The following is an 18214-nucleotide window of genomic DNA, read 5'->3' on the forward strand; positions in this document are numbered from 1 at the left end:
CGGGCGTCACGCGGAAGCCTGCACTCCGGGACAGGAGGTTAAGTTAGGCTTACCTAAGTTGGATCTCACGGACCGTCCCCACCGGAGGACCCCCACATGCGCTCGCACCTGCTCAACGACACCACCGCGGAGCAGTACCGCCGCTCCGTGACCGAAGGAGTCGAGCGGGTGGCCGCCAAACTCGCCACCACCGACCGTCCGTTCACCGGAGTCACGGTCGACGCCCTGTCCCCTCGTATCGAGGAGATCGACCTCGACAGGCCGCTGCACGACACCACCGCGGTCCTCGACGAACTGGAGGAGGTCTACCTCCGGGACGCGATCTACTTCCACCACCCCCGCTACCTCGCCCACCTCAACTGCCCGGTGGTCATCCCGGCCGTGCTCGGCGAGGCGGTCCTGTCCGCCGTCAACTCCTCCCTGGACACCTGGGACCAGTCGGCCGGCGGCACGCTGATCGAGCGGAAACTGATCGACTGGACCACCGCCCGTATCGGCCTCGGCCCCGCCGCCGACGGCGTCTTCACCTCCGGCGGCACCCAGTCCAACCTCCAGGCGCTGCTGCTCGCCCGGGAGGAGGCCAAGACCGACAGCCTGGCCAAGCTCCGCATCTTCGCCTCCGAGGTCAGCCACTTCAGCGTCAAGAAGTCGGCGAAACTGCTCGGCCTCGGCCAGGACGCCGTGGTCCCGATCCCGGTCGACCACGACAAGCGGCTGCAGACCGTCGCCCTCGCCCGCGAGCTGGAGCGCTGCACCCGTGACGGCCTCGTCCCCATGGCCGTCGTCGCCACCGCCGGCACCACCGACTTCGGCTCCATCGACCCGCTGCCGGAGATCGCCGAGCTGTGCGGCCAGTACGGCGTGTGGCTGCACGTCGACGCCGCCTACGGCTGCGGGCTGCTCGCCTCGGTGAAGCACCGTGACCGGATCGCCGGCATCGAGCGGGCCGACTCCGTCACCGTCGACTACCACAAGTCCTTCTTCCAGCCGGTGAGCTCCTCGGCGGTGCTGGTCCGGGACGCGGCCACGCTGCGCCACGCCACCTACCACGCCGAGTACCTCAACCCGCGCCGGATGGTGCAGGAACGTATCCCCAACCAGGTGGACAAGTCGCTGCAGACCACCCGCCGCTTCGACGCGCTCAAGCTGTGGATGACCCTGCGCGTGATGGGCGCCGACGGCATCGGCGAGCTGTTCGACGAGGTCTGCGACCTCGCCGCCGACGGCTGGGAGCTGCTCGCCGCCGACCCGCGCTTCGACGTGGTGGTGCGGCCGTCCCTGTCCACCCTGGTCTTCCGCTACATCCCGGCGGCCGTCACCGACCCCGCCGAGATCGACCGCGCCAACCTCTACGCCCGCAAGGCCCTGTTCGCCTCCGGCGACGCGGTGGTCGCGGGTACCAAGGTGGCCGGACGCCACTACCTGAAGTTCACCCTGCTCAACCCCGAGACCACGACGGCCGACATCACCGCCGTCCTCGACCTGATCGCCGGCCACGCCGAGCAGTACCTGGGAGAGTCCCTTGACCGCGCATCCTGAATCCACGAAGAAGACCTACGATTTCGTGGGGATCGGGCTCGGGCCCTTCAACCTCGGCCTCGCCTGTCTGACCGAGCCGATCGAGGAACTCGACGGTGTCTTCCTGGAGTCCAAGCCGGACTTCGAGTGGCACGCGGGGATGTTCCTCGACGGCGCCCATCTGCAGACCCCGTTCATGTCGGACCTGGTCACCCTCGCCGACCCGACGTCCCCGTACTCCTTCCTGAACTATCTGAAGGAGAAGGGCCGGCTGTACTCGTTCTACATCCGCGAGAACTTCTACCCGCTCCGGGTCGAGTACGACGACTACTGCCGCTGGGCGGCGAACCGGCTGTCCAGCGTCCGTTTCAGCACCACGGTCACCGAGGTGACCTACGACGAGGCCGAGGAGCTGTACGCCGTCGCCACCACCGCCGGCGACACCTACCGCGCCCGCCACCTGGTCCTCGGCACCGGCACCCCGCCGCACATCCCCGAGGCCTGCCAGGGCCTGGCCGGCGACCACCTGCACAACTCCCGCTATCTGCAGCACAAGGCCCGGCTGCAGCAGAAGGAGTCGATCACGCTGATCGGCAGCGGCCAGTCCGCCGCCGAGATCTACTACGACCTGCTCAGCGAGATCGACGTCCACGGCTACCGGCTCAACTGGGTGACCCGCTCCCCGCGGTTCTTCCCGCTGGAGTACACCAAGCTCACCCTGGAGATGACCTCCCCGGAGTACGTGGACTACTACCACGCGCTGCCCGAGGACACCCGATACCGCCTCACCGCCCAGCAGAAGGGCCTGTTCAAGGGCATCGACGGCGAACTGGTCGACGAGATCTTCGACCTGCTCTACCAGAAGCGGCTCGGCGGCGAGGTCCCCACCCGGCTGCTCACCAACTCCGCGCTCACCGACGCCCGGTACGCCGACGGCACCTACACCCTCACCTTCCGCCAGGAGGAGCAGGGCAAGGACTTCGAGCTGCGCTCGGACGGGCTGATCCTGGCCACCGGCTACCAGTACACCGAGCCGGAGTTCCTCAAGCCGGTGCGCGACCGGCTGCGCTACGACTCCCGGGGCAACTTCGACATCGGCCGCAACTACGCCGTCGACGTCACCGGCAAGGGCGTGTTCCTGCAGAACGCGGGCGTGCACGCGCACAGCATCACCAGCCCGGACCTCGGCATGGGCGCCTACCGCAACAGCTGCATCGTCCGCGAGCTGCTCGGCACCGAGTACTACCCGGTCGAGAAGACCATCGCGTTCCAGGAGTTCTCCGTATGAGCACCACCACCTCCCCCCACACCGCCGTCGGCGTCCTCACCCTCCGCCCGCTCGACCCCGTGAACCACGCCGAGCTGCTGCACAGCTGGGTCACCCACCCCAAGGCCGCGTACTGGATGATGCAGGACGCGAAACTGGTGGACGTCGAGCGTGCCTACATGGAGATCGCCGCCGACGAGCACCACCACGCCCACCTCGGTCTGCACGACGGCGTCCCCGCCTTCCTGATGGAGAAGTACGACCCGGTCCACCGCGAGCTGACCGGCCTGTACGAACCCGAGCCGGGCGACGTCGGCATGCACTTCCTGGTCGCACCGACCGACCGGCCCGTGCACGGCTTCACCCGCGCCGTGATCACCGCCGTGATGGCGCACCTCTTCGAGGACCCGGCGACCCGGCGCGTCGTCGTCGAGCCGGACGTGTCCAACAAGGCGGTGCACGCCCTGAACGAGGCCGTCGGATTCGTCCCCGAACGCGAGATCCAGAAGCCGGAGAAGAAGGCGTTGCTCAGTTTCTGCACCCGTGAGCAGTTCGCGAAGGCGGTGGCGGCATGAGTCTCGCCGACGCCGTGGCCCATCTGACCCCGGAACGCTGGGAGAAGGCCAACCGCCTGCTGATCCGCAAGGCCCTCGCGGAGTTCGCGCACGAGCGGCTGCTCGCCCCCGAGCGGGACGGCGAGGGGTACGTCGTCCGCAGCGACGACGGGCTGACCGCCTACCGCTTCACCGCCACCGTCCGCGCCCTGGACCACTGGCAGGTGGACGCCGGCTCGATCACCCGCCACCGCGACGGCGCCGAGCTGCCGCCGGCGGCGCTGGACTTCTTCGTCGAGCTGAAGGACGCCCTGGGGCTGAGCGACGCGATCCTCCCGGTCTACCTGGAGGAGATCTCCTCCACCCTCTCCGGCATCTGCTACAAGCTGACCAAACCGCAGATCCCGGTCGCCGAGCTGACCCGCTCCGGTTTCCAGGCCATCGAGACCGGCATGACCGAGGGCCACCCCTGCTTCGTCGCCAACAACGGGCGGCTCGGCTTCGGCATCCACGAGTACCTGTCGTACGCGCCGGAGACCGCGAGCCCGGTCCGGCTGGTGTGGCTGGCCGCGCACCGCTCACGGGCGGCGTTCACCGCCGGGGTCGGCATCGAGTACGAGTCCTTCCTGCGGGACGAGCTGGGCGAGGCCACCGTCGACCGGTTCCACGGCGTGCTCCGCGAGCAGGGCCTGGACCCGGCCGACTACCTCTTCATCCCGGTCCACCCCTGGCAGTGGTGGAACAAGCTCAGCGTCACCTTCGCCGCCGAGGTGGCCCGGAAGCACCTGGTGTGCCTGGGCGAGGGCGACGACGAGTACCTGGCCCAGCAGTCCATCCGCACCTTCTTCAACACCTCCAGCCCGCAGAAGCACTACGTCAAGACGGCCCTGTCCGTCATCAACATGGGCTTCATGCGCGGACTCTCCGCCGCCTACATGGAGGCCACTCCGGCGATCAACGACTGGCTCGCCCAGCTCATCGAGGGTGATCCGGTGCTGAAGTCGACCGGACTGTCGATCATCCGGGAGCGGGCTGCCGTCGGCTACCGGCACCTGGAGTACGAGAAGGCCACCGACCGTTACTCGCCGTACCGCAAGATGCTCGCCGCGCTGTGGCGGGAGAGCCCGGTGTCGTCGCTGCAGGACGGCGAGTCGCTGGCCACCATGGCCTCCCTGGTCCATGTCGACCACGAGGGCGCGTCGTTCGCCGGGGCGCTGATCGGGCAGTCGGGACTGGCGCCGGCCGAGTGGCTGCGGCACTACCTGCGGGCCTACTTCACCCCGCTGCTGCACAGCTTCTACGCCTACGACCTGGTCTTCATGCCGCACGGCGAGAACGTCATCCTCGTCCTGAAGGACGGCGTCGTACAGCGCGCCATCTACAAGGACATCGCCGAGGAGATCGCCGTCATGGACCCGGACGCGGTGCTGCCGCCGACGGTGGAGCGGCTGCGGGTGGAGGTGCCGGAGGACAAGAAGCTGCTGTCCGTCTTCACCGACGTCTTCGACTGCTTCTTCCGCTTCCTCGCCGCGAACCTCGCCACCGAGGGGATCCTGGAGGAGGACGGCTTCTGGCGCACGGTCGCGGACGTCACCCGCGAGTACCAGGAGTCGATGCCCGAACTCGCCGAGAAGTTCGAGCAGTACGACATGTTCGCGCCCGAGTTCGCGCTGTCCTGCCTCAACCGGCTCCAGCTGCGCAACAACCAGCAGATGGTGGACCTCGCGGACCCCTCCGGCGCACTCCAGCTGGTCGGCACGCTGAAGAACCCCATCGCGGGCCGGTAGGCCCTCCCGGACGGACGGGCACCCCGGAGTACGGTCCTCCGGGGTGCCCGTCAGCCGTCTATCCCCCGGCCGTGGGCCAGGGCACCTGCGGCGAACGGTGGTAGCCGATGCCCAGCGCCTCCCAGCGCGGGCCCTGCGCGGCGAGCCGGGTCCGGTAGTCGTCCCAGTCGTGGGTGGAGGCCGGCGACCAGCCCAGCTCGGCGGTGCCGGGCAGCCTGGGGAACGCCATGTAGTCGATGTGCTCGGAGTTCTCTATGGTCTCCGTCCACAGCGGGGCCTCCACACCCCGGACCGCGGAGCCGGGGACTCCCGGCAGATAGGCGCCCGGGTCCCAGTCGTAGCTCTGCCGCACCTCGACATAGCCCGCCCAGGACAGCCCCAGCGGGGTGTCCTTGTCGTACTTCATGTCCAGATAGATCCGGTCCGCCGGGGACAGGATCAGCCCGGTCCCGTTCCGTGCGGCCTCGGCGACCTGTGCCTTCTCCGCGGGGCTGGTGGAGTCCAGCCCCCAGTACTGGGCGAGCGCGCCCTCGGCCGGGGCGGCGCCGGTCAGCTGGTGCCAGCCGATGACCGTCTTGCCGTACTCGGCGACGATCGGCTGCACCCGCTCCATGAACGTCACGTAGTCCTCGTGGCTGGTGGAGTGCGCCTCGTCGCCGCCGATGTGGATCCAGCGGCCGGGGGTGAGCGCGGCGATCTCGCGCACCACGTCGTCCACGAAGTCGTACGTGATCTCCTTGCCTACGCACAGCGAGCTGAAGCCGACCTCGGTGCCGGTGTAGAGCGGGGGTGCGACACCGTCGCAGTTCAGTTCGGCGTAGGAGGCGAGGGCCGCGTTGGTGTGGCCCGGCATGTCGATCTCGGGGACCACCTCCAGGTGGCGGGAGGCGGCGTAACGCACGAGTTCCGTGTACTCGGCCTTGGTGTAGTGGCCTCCTGGGCCGCCGCCGACCTCGGTGGACCCGCCGTACGCCGCCAGCCGCGGCCAGGAGTCGACGGCGATGCGCCAGCCCTGGTCGTCGCTGAGGTGCAGATGCAGCTTGTTGATCTTGTAGAGGGCGAGCTGGTCGATGTAGCGCCTGACCTCGTCCACGGTGAGGAAGTGCCGGGAGACGTCCAGCATGGCGCCGCGCCAGCCGTAGCGCGGGGTGTCCTCGATGGTGCCGCCGGCCACCAGCCAGGGCCCGCGCTGCACCGAGTCCCTCTCGACGGCCGGGGGGAGGAGCTGGCGCAGGGTCTGCACTCCGTGGAACAGGCCGGCCGGCTCGCGCGCGGTGATGGTGACACCGGAGCGGCGGCTGTCGAGCCGATAGCCCTCGGCGCCGTGCGGGCCGTCGTCGAGCCGGAGCCGGATGCCGCCCCGGCCCCGGTCGGTGACCGGCAGACGGTAGCCGGTGGCGGGCCGCAGCAGCTCGGCGAGGTACTCGCCGACGCGGCGGGCCTCGCGCGGGCCCTCGATGCGGATCTGGGTGCCGGGGGTGATCCGGTACGGGGCGCCGCCCGGGTCGACCGAGGCGGGCGCCGGGATCACCCGGTCCAGCGGGGTCGGGGTGCCGTACTGCGTGTGTGCCGAGGCGCCGGTGGCGGCGGCGCCCACGGCCGCGACCAGGAGGAGTGCACCGAGAAGGCGAAACGTTCTGCGGCGTTGTCTCACAAGCCCGTCCCTTCCATGCGGAGTTGGAGCTCCAGGAGGTCTGGACCACCCTCTCCCGATCCGGGTGGAACAATCCACCCCATGGCGGAAATCATCCAGAAGGACGGCACGTGGACCTTCGACGGCGAGGCCCTGCGCCTGACCCCGGGACGGGACAAGAGCGTCGGGTTGCTCCGCAAGGAACTGGGTGAACTGGTGGTCCCGCTGGGAGCGCTGGCGGGGGTCTCGTTCGAGCAGGGCAAGAAGGCCGGGCGGCTCCGGCTGCGGCTGCGGGACGGCGCCGACCCGCTGCTGCACGCCACCGGCGGGCGGCTGACCGAGCCGCACGACCCGTACCAGCTGATCGTGGACCCCGGCCGGTACGGGGTCGCCGAGTACGTCGTGGACGAGGTGCGCAACGCGCTGCTGCTCGACCAGGTCCCGTCCGACCCGGTCGACGCCTATCTGCTGCCGGGACCCTCGGTGCCGCTGTCGGTGTCGGCAGGGGACGGTGCCGCCAGCTTCGACGGCGAGCGGATCCGTCTGGAGTGGAACTGGAAGACCGAGGACGCCAAGGTCGCCGCCGGGCCGCGCACGCTCGGTCTGGCCGACATCACGGCGGTGGAGTGGCATCCGGCGGTCGGGCTGGAGAACGGCTACCTCCGCTTCACCGTGAGGAACGCCCCGACCAAGGCACCGCCCAAGTACGACCCGAACGCCGTGGAACTGTGGGGCTTCAAGAAGGACCCGCTGATGGCTCTGGTCGCCGCCGCCGTCCAGGCCCGGCTGCCGCACCCGGCGGGCCCCGGTGCGCCGGACGGGGACGTCCGGGCCGTGGAGGCGGCCCCCGACGAGCGGACCGCGCCCGCAGCCGAGGACGATCACGACGCGCTGCTGCGCCGGCTGCGCGAGCTGGGCGAGCTGCACCGGTCCGGGGTGCTGACGGACGAGGAGTTCTCCCTGGCCAAGCAGGCGATCCTGAGGCGGATGTAGGGCGGCCGGGAGGAAGGTTGCAGCTCGGCCGGGAGGAAGGTCGCAGCTCGGCCGGTAAGGGGGTGCAGCTCGGCCGGGAGGGGCGAGGAGGGCCGCTGCCGGGCGGACACCCGGGAAACCTGCCCGAAATCGGGCAGGCCGCTTGCGAAAGCGGCGCCCTTGGCTCAGGATCTACCGGGTGCACGACGAACTTGTTGATCATCTGACGCGGTCCACCCCGCTGAGCCGGGGCGAGGCCCTGCGCGTGATCCAGGACGTGCTCGCCTACTTCGACGAGACGACCGAGGAGTTCGTCCGTCGCCGCCACCGCGAGCTGCAGGCCCAGGGCCTGGTGAACGCGACGATCTTCGATCGGATCGAGGCGGACCTGAAATACCGGGCGGTGGCACCGCCGGAGCTGACGCTCCGCCAGCTGCGCCGCATCGTCTACGGCTGAGGACTACATACATATGTGCGGAATTGTCGGATACATCGGCAAGCGTGATGTCGCCCCGCTGCTGCTGGAGGGCCTCCAGCGGCTGGAGTACCGCGGCTACGACTCCGCGGGCGTCGTCGTGACCTCCCCCAAGGCGTCCGGCCTGAAGATGGTCAAGGCCAAGGGCCGGGTCCGCGACCTGGAGGCCAAGGTCCCGGCGCGCTTCAAGGGCACCACCGGCATCGCCCACACCCGCTGGGCCACCCACGGCGCCCCCTCCGACGTGAACGCCCACCCTCACATGTCGGCCGACAACAAGGTCGCCGTCGTCCACAACGGCATCATCGACAACGCCTCCGACCTGCGCCGCAAGCTGGAGGCGGACGGCGTCGAGTTCCTCTCCGAGACCGACACCGAGGTTCTCACCCACCTGATCGCCCGCTCGGCGGCCGAGAAGCTGGAGGACAAGGTCCGCGAGACCCTCCGGGTCATCGAGGGCACCTACGGCATCGCGGTGATGCACGCCGACTTCCCCGACCGGATCGTGGTGGCCCGCAACGGCTCCCCGGTGGTCCTCGGCATCGGCGAGAAGGAGATGTTCGTCGCCTCGGACATCGCCGCGCTGGTCGCACACACCCGGCAGATAGTCACCCTCGACGACGGCGAGATGGCCACCCTCAAGGCCGACGACTTCCGCACCTACACCACCGAGGGCACCCGCACCACCGCCGAGCCGACCACCGTGGAGTGGGAGGCGGCCTCCTACGACATGGGCGGCCACGACACCTACATGCACAAGGAGATCCACGAGCAGGCCGACGCCGTGGACCGGGTGCTGCGCGGCCGGATCGACGACCGCTTCTCCACCGTCCACCTCGGCGGCCTCAACCTGGACGCCCGCGAGGCCCGGCAGATCCGCCGCGTGAAGATCCTCGGCTGCGGCACCTCTTACCACGCGGGCATGATCGGCGCCCAGATGATCGAGGAGCTGGCCCGGATCCCGGCGGACGCCGAGCCGGCCTCGGAGTTCCGCTACCGCAACGCCGTGGTCGACCCCGACACCCTGTACATCGCCGTCTCCCAGTCCGGCGAGACCTACGACGTGCTGGCGGCCGTGCAGGAGCTCAAGCGCAAGGGCGCCCGGGTCCTCGGCGTGGTCAACGTGGTCGGTTCCGCGATCGCCCGCGAGGCCGACGGCGGCATCTACGTGCACGCGGGCCCGGAGGTCTGTGTGGTCTCCACCAAGTGCTTCACCAACACCACCGTCGCCTTCGCGCTGCTCGCCCTGCACCTGGGCCGCACCCGCGACCTGTCGGTGCGGGACGGCAAGCGGATCATCGAGGGCCTGCGCAGGCTGCCCGGTCAGATCTCCGAGATCATGAAGCAGGAGGAGGAGATCAAGAAGCTGGCCCTGACCTACGCCGAGGCCCGCTCGATGCTCTTCATCGGCCGTGTGCGGGGCTACCCGGTGGCCCGCGAGGCCTCCCTGAAGCTCAAGGAGGTCTCCTACATCCACGCCGAGGCCTACCCGGCCTCCGAGCTGAAGCACGGCCCGCTGGCCCTGATCGAGCCCGCGCTGCCGACGGTCGCGATCGTCCCGGACGACGACCTGCTGGAGAAGAACCGCGCGGCGATGGAGGAGATCAAGGCCCGCAGCGGCCAGATCCTCGCCGTGGCCCACCAGGACGAGGCGAAGGCCGACCACACCCTCGTCGTCCCGAAGAACGAGGACGAGCTGGACCCCATCCTCATGGGCATCCCGCTCCAACTCCTCGCCTACCACACGGCCCTGGCCCTCGGCAGGGACATCGACAAGCCGCGGAACCTCGCGAAGTCGGTGACGGTGGAGTAGCGAGCGCCGACAGGGCCGCGGTCCTCGAGGGGCGGGGAGCTGCGCTCGAGGGGGCGGGGAGCTGCGTGACCAGCCCCCGCCCGCCTGCGGAGGCCGGACAGCCGGATGGCCCCCCACGTGTGCCACCAGCACGTGGGGGGCCATCCGCATCGCCGGGGAGCCGCCCAACTCCCCGGCCGGCGGCGGCTATCCCGTGGCCGTCACCCCCCGCCCGGCGGCGCGCCGGGGCAGTGCCGTCGGCCAGTGCGCCAACGCCGCCGTCGCCGCGTACCAGGCCACCGCGCCCGCGGCGACCGCGAACCAGCCGCCCGCCTTGGCGAGACCCGCCGCGTCGGCGAAGCTCGCGATGGCGATCAGCAGCAGGGAGACGAAGAACAGCCCGTACGTGCCCTGGCCCAGCATGTCGCCGCCGGCGAAGGTCAGGGTGAGGGCGACGAGGGCGAACAGCAGCAGGAAGAGTCCGGCGGCGTTGGCCGCGGCCTGGCCGTCCGCCGAGACGGCCCAGGTGAACCAGAGGGCGCCGAGCGCGGTGAACGCGGTTCCGGTGCCGCTGTCCCGGTCGCGGAAGGCCAGTACGCCGGCGACGAAGAGGGCGACTCCGCCGACGTATTGGGCGACGGTCCCGGCGTCCGCCGCCGTCACCCCGTCGATCACGCCGGTGTGGCCGAAACCGAAGGCCAACAGGGTGAGGGCGAGGGCGAGTCGGCCGACGATCGTGGTGGTCGTGGTGGTGCTTCCCGCGGAGACGTCGTTGTCCACGGCGGGCTCCCTTCATGCATGTGCAGTTGTGCGGTGACCCGTATATGCCCTTCACAAGAGCACAAACACCTCTACGAGCCAGTAGGTTCAAGCGGAAGCAGGAGTTCGCGAAGAGCCCGCAGCCGGGGGCGAAGTGACGGGGTGGGGGACTACGGGATGACCACGACGGGACGCTGCGCCCGCTTGGCGAGCCGCCCGGCGACGGAGCCGAAGATCCGGCCCACCAGACCGTGCGTGGAGCCGACGACGATCGCGTCGGCCTCGTACTCCCGCCCCACCTCTTCGAGTTCGTGGCAGATGTCGCCGCCGCGCTCGACCAGGATCCAGGGCACCTCGGCGAGGTAGTCCGCACAGGCCAGCTCCAGGCCGAGGACCTCGGTGCGGTGGTCCGGGACGTCGACGAAGACCGGCGGCTCGCAGCCCGCCCAGACCGTGGTGGGCAACCGGTTGGCCACATGGACGATGATCAGACCCGAGGCCAGCCGGCGGGCCATGCCGATCGCGTAGGCGAGAGCGCGCTCACTGGAGGTGGAGCCGTCGAAACCGACGACCACGCCGTGCTTGAAGGCGGGGTCGCACGCGTGGCGTGGCTCCTCCGCCGCCAGGGGTTCGGCCGCCGTGGGGTCGGCGACGGGCCGCCTGCGGTCCGCGGGTTCGAAGAATTCGTGACCGGCCATGGCTGTCTCGGCGTTGTGATCCTTTATGGGTGGGACGACAGGGTGCTGCGGAGCTGTGTCCGGGAAACATCTTCCCAACCCCATACCCCCAAGGGTACGGCCGCACTCCTCCTTCGCCCGGATCCCGCGACGCTCCGCCGCGGGGTTCACCGGAGCATGCACGAGGGTGCGTCCGTAACGCAATGGTTGCTGCGTTGTACAGGCGGTTTGGTCAGGATTCAACTGCCCGGGGGACGCCCGCGTGACCGACGACACCGGACGGGCGTTAACCCCGTGCCCGTGACCCGCCGCAGGGAGCACCCATGCCCCGACCCCGCCGCGCCGAACCGCCCGGGACTCCCCCGGGTCCCCGGGACGAGATCACCGACCTGGTCCGCTGGGCGGCGTTCAGCTGCCTGCTGGTCCCGGTGGTCCTGCTGTGGTGCGGGGCCTCCGTGGCCGGCGCGGCCGGCGCCGCCCTCGGCCTGGCGGCCGTCACCGCCGTCTGCCGTCTGCTGCTGCGCCGATGCGAGCCCGGCGCCGCCCGCACGGGGCCCCACCATCGCGGCGGACGCCATACTGGAGGCACTACACCGGGCGGCTGACCGGTTTCCGCGCACGCACACGCAAGTTTTCAGCCAACTTCTGCAGAGGGTGTATCACCCGCCCCGACCACCCCCCAACCCCCGTTCCACCTGCACGGAAAGGGTCTCAGGGGGGCCGCGCACCCTACGTGGATTGGCCACCGCGACAAGGCGCACTTCCCCGCGACGCCCCGGAGTGCAACGCTTCGTGATCGAATGCTTCACGCCAAGTTGCCATGTCGACAATGTCCCAAGTGCCGAACCGGCCACCGGGGCTCGACTGGACGCAGTAGATTCGATCTTGACTGTTCACGGCGGGGGACTCGTGCAGGACCGAGGGGAAACGTGCAGGAGCGACACAACCGAGGAGCCGCGACCACCGAGGGGGGCTTAGCAGTAATGAGCCACGACGCCACCGCCGCGCCGGAAGCCGCGGCCGCGGCCCGGAAGCTGTCCGGGCGACGGCGCAAGGAGATCGTCGCGGTGCTGCTGTTCAGCGGCGGCCCCATCTTCGAGAGTTCCATACCGCTGTCGGTGTTCGGGATCGACCGCCAGGACGCCGGCGTGCCGCGCTACCGACTGCTGGTGTGCGCCGGCGAGGACGGCCCGCTGCGGACCACAGGGGGCCTGGAACTCACCGCACCGCAGGGCCTGGAGGCGATCTCCCGCGCGGGCACGGTCGTCGTGCCCGCCTGGCGTTCGATCACCTCGCCGCCGCCCCAGGAGGCGCTCGACGCACTGCGCCGGGCCCATGAGGAGGGTGCCCGTATCGTCGGGCTGTGCACCGGCGCTTTCGTGCTCGCGGCAGCGGGCCTGCTGGACGGCCGCCCCGCGACCACCCACTGGATGTACGCGCCGACGCTCGCCAAGCGCTACCCGTCGGTCCACGTCGACCCGCGGGAGCTGTTCGTCGACGACGGGGACGTACTGACCTCGGCGGGCACGGCGGCCGGTATCGATCTGTGCCTGCACATCGTGCGCAGCGACCACGGCAACGAGGCGGCCGGTGCGCTCGCCCGCCGGCTGGTGGTGCCGCCGCGCCGGAGCGGCGGACAGGAGCGCTACCTCGACAGGTCTTTACCGGAGGAGATCGGCGCCGACCCGCTGGCCGAGGTCGTCGCCTGGGCGCTGGAGCACCTCCACGAGCAGTTCGACGTGGAGACGCTTGCGGCGCGGGCGTACATGAGCCGCCGCACCTTCGACCGCCGGTTCCGGTCGCTGACCGGCAGTGCGCCGCTGCAGTGGCTGATCACCCAGCGGGTGCTGCAGGCGCAGCGGCTGCTGGAGACGTCGGACTACTCGGTGGACGAGGTCGCGGGGCGCTGCGGCTTCCGCTCGCCGGTGGCGCTGCGCGGCCACTTCCGGCGCCAGCTCGGCTCGTCCCCGGCGGCCTACCGGGCGGCCTACCGCGCCCGCCGGCCGCAGGGCGACCGCCCGGCGGAGGCCGAGGGCGGCGCCCCGCCGCCCGCCCGGACCGCGGCCCTGTCCGACGCCGGGCCGCCGCCGGTCCCGTCGCTGCCGCCGGACCCGCCGCTGCCGTTCCAGACCCGCCGCACTGCGGCCGCGGTCGGCGCCCCGGTCCCGCCGGATCCCGTCCGCGAGAGCCGCGAGGCCTACGCCACCGTCCGGGCCGGCCTCCCGGGCCAGCGCAGCGGGATGTGACACCCACCACCGGCTCCCGGAGAGGCAGCTCCCGGGGGCCGGGGGCGGGGGCCGGGGCGGTCGCCGGGGACCCCTGAGCGGGACCTCGGAATAAAGTGTTCGCATGAACGATCGCATGGTGTGGATCGACTGCGAGATGACCGGCCTCTCGCTGTCCGACGACGCGCTCATCGAGGTGGCCGCCCTCGTCACCGACTCAGAGCTGAACGTGCTCGGCGAGGGCGTGGACATCGTCATCCGCCCGCCGGACCGGGCACTGGAGACGATGCCGGAGGTGGTGCGGGAGATGCACACCGCGTCCGGACTGCTGGCCGAGCTGCCTGACGGCACGACGCTGGCCGACGCCGAGGAGCGTGTCCTGGCGTATGTGAAGGAGTACGTGAAGGAGCCCGGCAGGGCGCCGCTGTGCGGCAACTCCGTGGGCACCGACCGCGGCTTCCTGCTGCGGGACATGCCGACCCTGGAGGACTACCTCCACTACCGGATCGTCGACGTGTCGTCGGTCAAGGAGCTGGCCCGCCGCTGGTACCCGCGGGCGTACTTCAACAGCCCGGAGAAGAACGGCAACCACCGGGCGCTCGCCGACATCCGCGAGTCCATCGCCGAGCTGCGCTACTACCGCGAGGCCGTCTTCGTGCCGCAGCCCGGGCCCGACTCGGACACGGCCAGGGCCATCGCCGCGAAGCACGTGCTCCCCGCGGACTAGGGGACTAGGCGGACCCCGCGGACCCCGCAGGCGCCGCGAGGCCCCGCGCAGGGGCGCCGCGAAAGGCGTGCGCGAGCACCCCTTCGGACCCTGTACACTTTTTCTCGGCCGGTCGGGGAAACCCACGGACACCCCCTCGGGGTTCCGGACACCGGTCGTGGTGGGTGTAGCTCAGCTGGTAGAGCACCTGGTTGTGGTCCAGGAAGTCGCGGGTTCAAGTCCCGTCACTCACCCTGAACGATCAAGGGCTGACCCGTGGAAACGGGTCAGCCCTTGATGTTTCCCGGCACCGTGGTCTGTCAAACCCGTGGGTGGAGCGCTCGCCGGGCGCGGGCGATGACGTTCTGGGCCTCCGTGCCGTACGCCGCCGACTCCCGCAGTGTCTCCCACACCCGCACATACGAGGCGACCGTCTCGGCGTCATCGAGCCACAGCTCGGCGTGCCGGTCCTCGGTGATGACGAGCCGCTCATCGAGTATCCAGAAGCCGTTCGCGGCCGGGATCTTCAGCGACGTGCCGAGCGGGATGACGCCGAGCTCGACGGTGTCCATACCGACCTGCCCGGCGAGCCGGTCGAGCTGTGCGACGAGGACGGCGGGCGGGCAGACGAGGGCGTGCAGCGCGGCTTCCCAGACCAGGGCGTGGAAGACCCGGCCGCCCCGGTACAGCCACGCCTGCCGCTCCATCCGGGAACGCACGGCCTCGTCGGTGTCCCGCGTCGTGCGGTGGCGGCGCCGGGAGCGGATATGCGACTCGAAGCCGCGGAGCCGGGCCAGGAGTTCCTCGGTCACCTCGGGCCTGCCAACGGCCTCGGCCCACGCGCGCAGGTCGTCGCTGGTGGCGGTCTGCCGGCCGCCCTCGAGCTTGTAGATCTTCGAGTGGACCCAGCCGAGACGCTCGGCGAGCTGGGGGCCGGTGAGGCGGCCAACAGCAGCCGAGATACGCAGCTCGCGCAGCCGCCCGCCGAGGGCCTCGCGGGCCTGCTGGTATTCCGTGCTCACCGGCGGTCGGTCAGCCCTTCGTGCCGAGCTGGGCAGCGAACGCGTCATAGGGGACGGACGTGTGGACCGCGGCGTCCCTCACCTGGCAGTACCGCAGCACTTCCGCGGGCTCCGTGATGATCTCGGCCTCGTGGAAGACGTCCCCGTCGTCAAAGTGGAGGATGGCCACGAGGCGACTGTCGAAGATCCAGAAGTCCTCTTCCAGGAGCGCCCGCTCGGCGTTCGTCAGCCCTTGAAGGCGTTCAAGCGAGCCGCTCGATGAGGATCATCGCCACGTCGTCCGCCAGGCGGCCCCCGGTGTGGCGGATCAGCGCCCGGTGCAGTTCGTCCAGGAACTCCTGCGGGGAGGTGCCTGCGGGTATCTGCTCCATGGTCTCCGGCAGCGGGAGGAACTCGTTGTCGCGGTTGCGGGCTTCGATGACGCCGTCGGTGTAGAAGAGCAGGCGGTCGCCGGGCCGGAACGGGTGGCTCTCGGGCTTGGGGGGAGACTCGGGGACCAGGTCCTCGAGACCGAGCGGCGGCAGCGGGGAGGCGGGCATCAGGGCGTGGACCCTGCCCTCGCGGAGCACCAGTGGAGGCGGATGGCCTCGGTTGACCAGGTACACCACCGGTTCGTCCGGGACCTCGGCGATGAGCGCGGTGACGAACCCCTCCAGCAGAACCTCGGAGAGCTTCTCCCGGGAGTACGTACCCGGTACGGCGACCTCCCGCCGCATTGCGGCCCCACAGCGGTCCATGACCTCCCGCAGCTCGTCCTCGTAGTGAACGGCCTCCCGGAACGCGCCCAGGGCCACCGCGACCACGCGTATGGCGGACAGCCCCTTCCCCCGGACGTCCCCCACGATCAGCCGGACACCGTAGCGCGTCTCCACCGCCTCGTACAGATCACCGCCGATCAGTGCCCCCGTCCCGGACGCCAGGCACAGACTGGCCGCCCGTACCGGGCCCAGGAGCTCGGGGACCGGGCGCAGGACGACCTCCTGAGCCGCCACAGCGATCCGGCGAACCTGATCGAGCTCGCTCTGTCTACGCGTGCGCACCGCGCTGCTGAGGATGACACTGGCCACGGACACCACGATCAAACCCAGGAAATTGCCGATGATCAGCTGGGTCAGGGTCCCCCACGACTGGTTGTAGGTCGCGGAGGTCGCGTTCACACCCGCGGCGAGGCCTGCCGCGGCCAGCGTGCCCACCGGGCCCATCGTCAGTGCGGCCAGCGCCGGCGTGGTGGTGAGAATGGGCCCGGTGACCAGGTCGTGCGCGGGTGAGAGCTCGACGGCCAGCACGCCCAGCGCGATCGCGAAGGGCGCACACTTCGCCAGGATGAACAGGACCTCGCCGTGACTGCCCGCCCCCGGTCGGGCGGACGCTCCTGGCCGAAGAGCCGAGCGAGGATGTGACCCCATGGGAACAGCCTGCCTCGTGGAGGCCGCTGCGGCCTCTCGGCGCCCGCGGTGCGGCAGGGGCCCGGGCACGGCCGTCCGCGGGAGATCATCCGTCCGCCGAGTGGCACGAGGCGTCCGCCGACCCCGGCGAGCCGTCCGCCGACCCCGGCGAGGCGTCCGCCGACCGGCTCGGTGCGTCCGCGGTCACGACGACGTCCGCGCCACCAGCTCCGTGGGCAGCACCACGTGCTGCCGTGCAGGCCCCCGGGACGCCGCCGGCCGACGGTCGGCGATCTCCGTCAGCAGCAGGTCGATCATCGCCCGGCCCATCTCCTCGATCGGCTGGCGGACGCTGGTCAGCGGCGGATCCAGATGGCGGGCGATGGCCGAGTCGTCGTAGCCGACCAGCGCCACGTCCTGCGGGATGCGCCGGCCGGCCTCGCGCAGCACCTGTCGGGCGCCCGCCGCGGTCACGTCGGAGGCGGCGAAGACCGCGTCCAGGCCGGGGCACCGCTCCAGCAGCGCAGCCATCGCGCGACGACCCCCCTCCTCCGTGAAGTCCCCCTCCTCCACCAGCGCCTCGTCCACCTCCTGTCCCGCGTCCCGCAACGCGTCGCGGTAGCCGTCGATACGCCGCTGGGCGCCGTAGACGTCGAGGAGTCCGGTGATGTGCGCGATCCGGCGCCGCCCTCGGGCCACCAGGTGCCCGACGGCCGAGCGGGCGCCTCCGTAGTTGTCGGAGTCGACCGATGCCAGCGACTCCCCGGCCGAGCGCGGGCCGCTGATCACCGCGGGGATCTCCAGCTGGGCCAGCAGGTCGGGCAGCGGATCGTCGGCGTGCACCGAGACCAGCAGCACGCCGTCCACCCGGTGCGCGGCCAGGTACTGGGCGAGCCGCTGCCGCTCCCGGTCGCTGCCCGCGAAGATCAGCAGCAGCTGCATCTCGGTGTCGGCGAGCTCGGCTCCGACGCCGCGCAGCATGTCCGAGAAGTACGGTTCCGCGAAGAACCGGGTCTCCGGCTCGGGTACCACCAGCGCGATCGCGTCGGTGCGGTTGGCGGCCAGGGCGCGGGCCGCCGTGTTCGGGACGTAGCCGAGTTCGGCGACCGCGGCCTCGACGGCCGCCCGCGTCGCCTCGCTGACCCGGGGCGAGCCGTTGATCACCCGGGAGACCGTGCCGCGGCCGACGCCGGCGCGCGCCGCGACCTCCTCGAGGGTGGGCCGGCCACCGCTCCGCCCGCGCGCTCCGTGGCTTGCCATGGCTCCGCCTCCCGTCGGGACCCCGCACAACTCTGCGGCTGGCCTGGAATTTAACAGGCCGATAACTGAACACAGCTCTCCGCGTCCGCTCCCTTGACACCCCGGCGCGGACCGACGACTCTTCAACACATCACTCGTGGGAGCGCTCCCATAGTACTGGCCACCTACACATCCCGCACACG

The 18214-nt window shown here is 70.8% G+C and carries 16 protein-coding genes, 1 tRNA gene and 1 pseudogene; 11 read left to right on the forward strand and 7 right to left on the reverse strand.

All coding sequences use genetic code 11. The features are described from left to right. Positions 1 to 96: 96 nt before the first annotated feature. Genes desA through V5O46_RS14060 form a run of 4 tightly spaced genes read left to right on the forward strand, consistent with a single transcriptional unit; the run spans position 97 to position 5126 of the window. Positions 97 to 1539 (forward strand): lysine decarboxylase DesA, encoded by a 1443-nt coding sequence (desA, locus tag V5O46_RS14045; RefSeq protein WP_332884906.1) that lies wholly within the window; start codon positions 97 to 99, stop codon positions 1537 to 1539. Next, complete coding sequence (locus tag V5O46_RS14050; protein ID WP_332884907.1) at positions 1523 to 2806, forward strand: lysine N(6)-hydroxylase/L-ornithine N(5)-oxygenase family protein; 1284 nt, start codon at positions 1523 to 1525, stop codon at positions 2804 to 2806. The genes desA and V5O46_RS14050 overlap by 17 nt, the downstream gene beginning before the upstream one ends. Then, positions 2803 to 3360 (forward strand): GNAT family N-acetyltransferase, encoded by a 558-nt coding sequence (locus V5O46_RS14055; protein ID WP_332884908.1) that lies wholly within the window; start codon positions 2803 to 2805, stop codon positions 3358 to 3360. The genes V5O46_RS14050 and V5O46_RS14055 overlap by 4 nt, the downstream gene beginning before the upstream one ends. Beyond that, the gene (locus tag V5O46_RS14060) at positions 3357 to 5126 is read left to right on the forward strand and encodes an IucA/IucC family protein (RefSeq protein WP_332884909.1); all 1770 of its coding nucleotides are present in this window, start codon (positions 3357 to 3359) and stop codon (positions 5124 to 5126) included. The genes V5O46_RS14055 and V5O46_RS14060 overlap by 4 nt, the downstream gene beginning before the upstream one ends. Positions 5127 to 5184: 58 nt before the next feature. On the opposite strand, the gene V5O46_RS14065 is transcribed toward V5O46_RS14060, so the two are convergent. Beyond that, a complete protein-coding gene (locus V5O46_RS14065) occupies positions 5185 to 6780 on the reverse strand; it encodes a beta-N-acetylhexosaminidase (RefSeq protein WP_408648989.1) in 1596 nt (531 codons plus the stop codon). 81 nt (positions 6781 to 6861) lie between these two features. On the opposite strand from V5O46_RS14065, the gene V5O46_RS14070 reads away from it, so the two are divergent. From V5O46_RS14070 to glmS, 3 genes are all read left to right on the forward strand, one after another. Beyond that, positions 6862 to 7752, forward strand: coding sequence for a DUF4429 domain-containing protein (locus V5O46_RS14070; protein WP_332884911.1), 891 nt, complete (start codon positions 6862 to 6864; stop codon positions 7750 to 7752). A gap of 178 nt (positions 7753 to 7930) precedes the next feature. Continuing rightward, positions 7931 to 8188 (forward strand): hypothetical protein, encoded by a 258-nt coding sequence (locus V5O46_RS14075; RefSeq protein ID WP_332884912.1) that lies wholly within the window; start codon positions 7931 to 7933, stop codon positions 8186 to 8188. A 13-nt stretch (positions 8189 to 8201) separates the two neighbouring features. Continuing rightward, positions 8202 to 10019, forward strand: coding sequence for a glutamine--fructose-6-phosphate transaminase (isomerizing) (gene glmS / locus V5O46_RS14080; RefSeq protein ID WP_332884913.1), 1818 nt, complete (start codon positions 8202 to 8204; stop codon positions 10017 to 10019). A gap of 186 nt (positions 10020 to 10205) precedes the next feature. Here glmS and V5O46_RS14085 read toward each other — a convergent pair whose 3' ends face one another. Both V5O46_RS14085 and V5O46_RS14090 read right to left on the reverse strand, forming a co-directional pair. Continuing rightward, on the reverse strand, positions 10206 to 10778 hold the full coding sequence (locus V5O46_RS14085; protein ID WP_332884914.1) for a GPR1/FUN34/YaaH family transporter: 573 nt from the start codon (positions 10776 to 10778) through the stop codon (positions 10206 to 10208). 149 nt (positions 10779 to 10927) lie between these two features. Then, a complete protein-coding gene (locus V5O46_RS14090; RefSeq protein WP_332884915.1) occupies positions 10928 to 11455 on the reverse strand; it encodes a universal stress protein in 528 nt (175 codons plus the stop codon). Between the two features lie 302 nt (positions 11456 to 11757). On the opposite strand from V5O46_RS14090, the gene V5O46_RS14095 reads away from it, so the two are divergent. The 4 genes from V5O46_RS14095 (at position 11758) to V5O46_RS14110 (ending at position 14619) form a co-directional block, all read left to right on the forward strand. Continuing rightward, positions 11758 to 12039 carry a hypothetical protein gene (locus V5O46_RS14095; protein WP_332884916.1) on the forward strand — a complete coding sequence of 94 codons (282 nt, stop codon included), beginning with the start codon at positions 11758 to 11760 and terminating at the stop codon, positions 12037 to 12039. Between the two features lie 378 nt (positions 12040 to 12417). Further along, a complete protein-coding gene (locus tag V5O46_RS14100; protein WP_332884917.1) occupies positions 12418 to 13680 on the forward strand; it encodes a helix-turn-helix domain-containing protein in 1263 nt (420 codons plus the stop codon). Between the two features lie 103 nt (positions 13681 to 13783). After that, complete coding sequence (gene orn / locus V5O46_RS14105; RefSeq protein ID WP_332884918.1) at positions 13784 to 14386, forward strand: oligoribonuclease; 603 nt, start codon at positions 13784 to 13786, stop codon at positions 14384 to 14386. 160 nt (positions 14387 to 14546) lie between these two features. Beyond that, positions 14547 to 14619: transfer RNA gene (locus V5O46_RS14110), tRNA-His, on the forward strand. A gap of 66 nt (positions 14620 to 14685) precedes the next feature. On the opposite strand, the gene V5O46_RS14115 is transcribed toward V5O46_RS14110, so the two are convergent. The 4 genes and pseudogenes from V5O46_RS14115 to V5O46_RS14130 form a co-directional block, all read right to left on the reverse strand. Continuing rightward, a complete protein-coding gene (locus tag V5O46_RS14115) occupies positions 14686 to 15387 on the reverse strand; it encodes a Scr1 family TA system antitoxin-like transcriptional regulator (protein ID WP_332884919.1) in 702 nt (233 codons plus the stop codon). Positions 15388 to 15397: 10 nt separating this feature from the next. Next, positions 15398 to 15604 (reverse strand): annotated as a pseudogene (locus V5O46_RS14120) (DUF6879 family protein); the annotation flags it as partial. Between the two features lie 25 nt (positions 15605 to 15629). Next, entirely contained in the window at positions 15630 to 16793 is a 1164-nt protein-coding gene (locus V5O46_RS14125; protein ID WP_332884920.1) for a PP2C family protein-serine/threonine phosphatase, read from the reverse strand. Positions 16794 to 16976: 183 nt separating this feature from the next. Further along, complete coding sequence (locus V5O46_RS14130) at positions 16977 to 18032, reverse strand: LacI family DNA-binding transcriptional regulator (RefSeq protein ID WP_332884921.1); 1056 nt, start codon at positions 18030 to 18032, stop codon at positions 16977 to 16979. Positions 18033 to 18214: the final 182 nt, after the last annotated feature.

Source organism: Streptomyces poriticola, assembly GCF_036689765.1.
In the GTDB taxonomy this organism is placed as follows: Bacteria; Actinomycetota; Actinomycetes; order Streptomycetales; family Streptomycetaceae; genus Streptomyces; species Streptomyces poriticola.

Bases quoted from the DNA above. Each gene is read 5' to 3' on its own strand.
- V5O46_RS14095 (WP_332884916.1), top strand. From the start codon at position 11,758: ATGCCCCGACCCCGCCGCGCCGAACCGCCCGGGACTCCCCCGGGTCCC.
- orn (WP_332884918.1), top strand. From the start codon at position 13,784: ATGAACGATCGCATGGTGTGGATCGACTGCGAGATGACCGGCCTCTCG.
- V5O46_RS14060 (WP_332884909.1), top strand. From the start codon at position 3,357: ATGAGTCTCGCCGACGCCGTGGCCCATCTGACCCCGGAACGCTGGGAG.
- V5O46_RS14130 (WP_332884921.1), bottom strand. From the start codon at position 18,032: ATGGCAAGCCACGGAGCGCGCGGGCGGAGCGGTGGCCGGCCCACCCTC.
- V5O46_RS14090 (WP_332884915.1), bottom strand. From the start codon at position 11,455: ATGGCCGGTCACGAATTCTTCGAACCCGCGGACCGCAGGCGGCCCGTC.
- V5O46_RS14100 (WP_332884917.1), top strand. From the start codon at position 12,418: ATGAGCCACGACGCCACCGCCGCGCCGGAAGCCGCGGCCGCGGCCCGG.
- V5O46_RS14070 (WP_332884911.1), top strand. From the start codon at position 6,862: ATGGCGGAAATCATCCAGAAGGACGGCACGTGGACCTTCGACGGCGAG.
- V5O46_RS14125 (WP_332884920.1), bottom strand. From the start codon at position 16,793: ATGGGGTCACATCCTCGCTCGGCTCTTCGGCCAGGAGCGTCCGCCCGA.
- V5O46_RS14055 (WP_332884908.1), top strand. From the start codon at position 2,803: ATGAGCACCACCACCTCCCCCCACACCGCCGTCGGCGTCCTCACCCTC.
- desA (WP_332884906.1), top strand. From the start codon at position 97: ATGCGCTCGCACCTGCTCAACGACACCACCGCGGAGCAGTACCGCCGC.
- glmS (WP_332884913.1), top strand. From the start codon at position 8,202: ATGTGCGGAATTGTCGGATACATCGGCAAGCGTGATGTCGCCCCGCTG.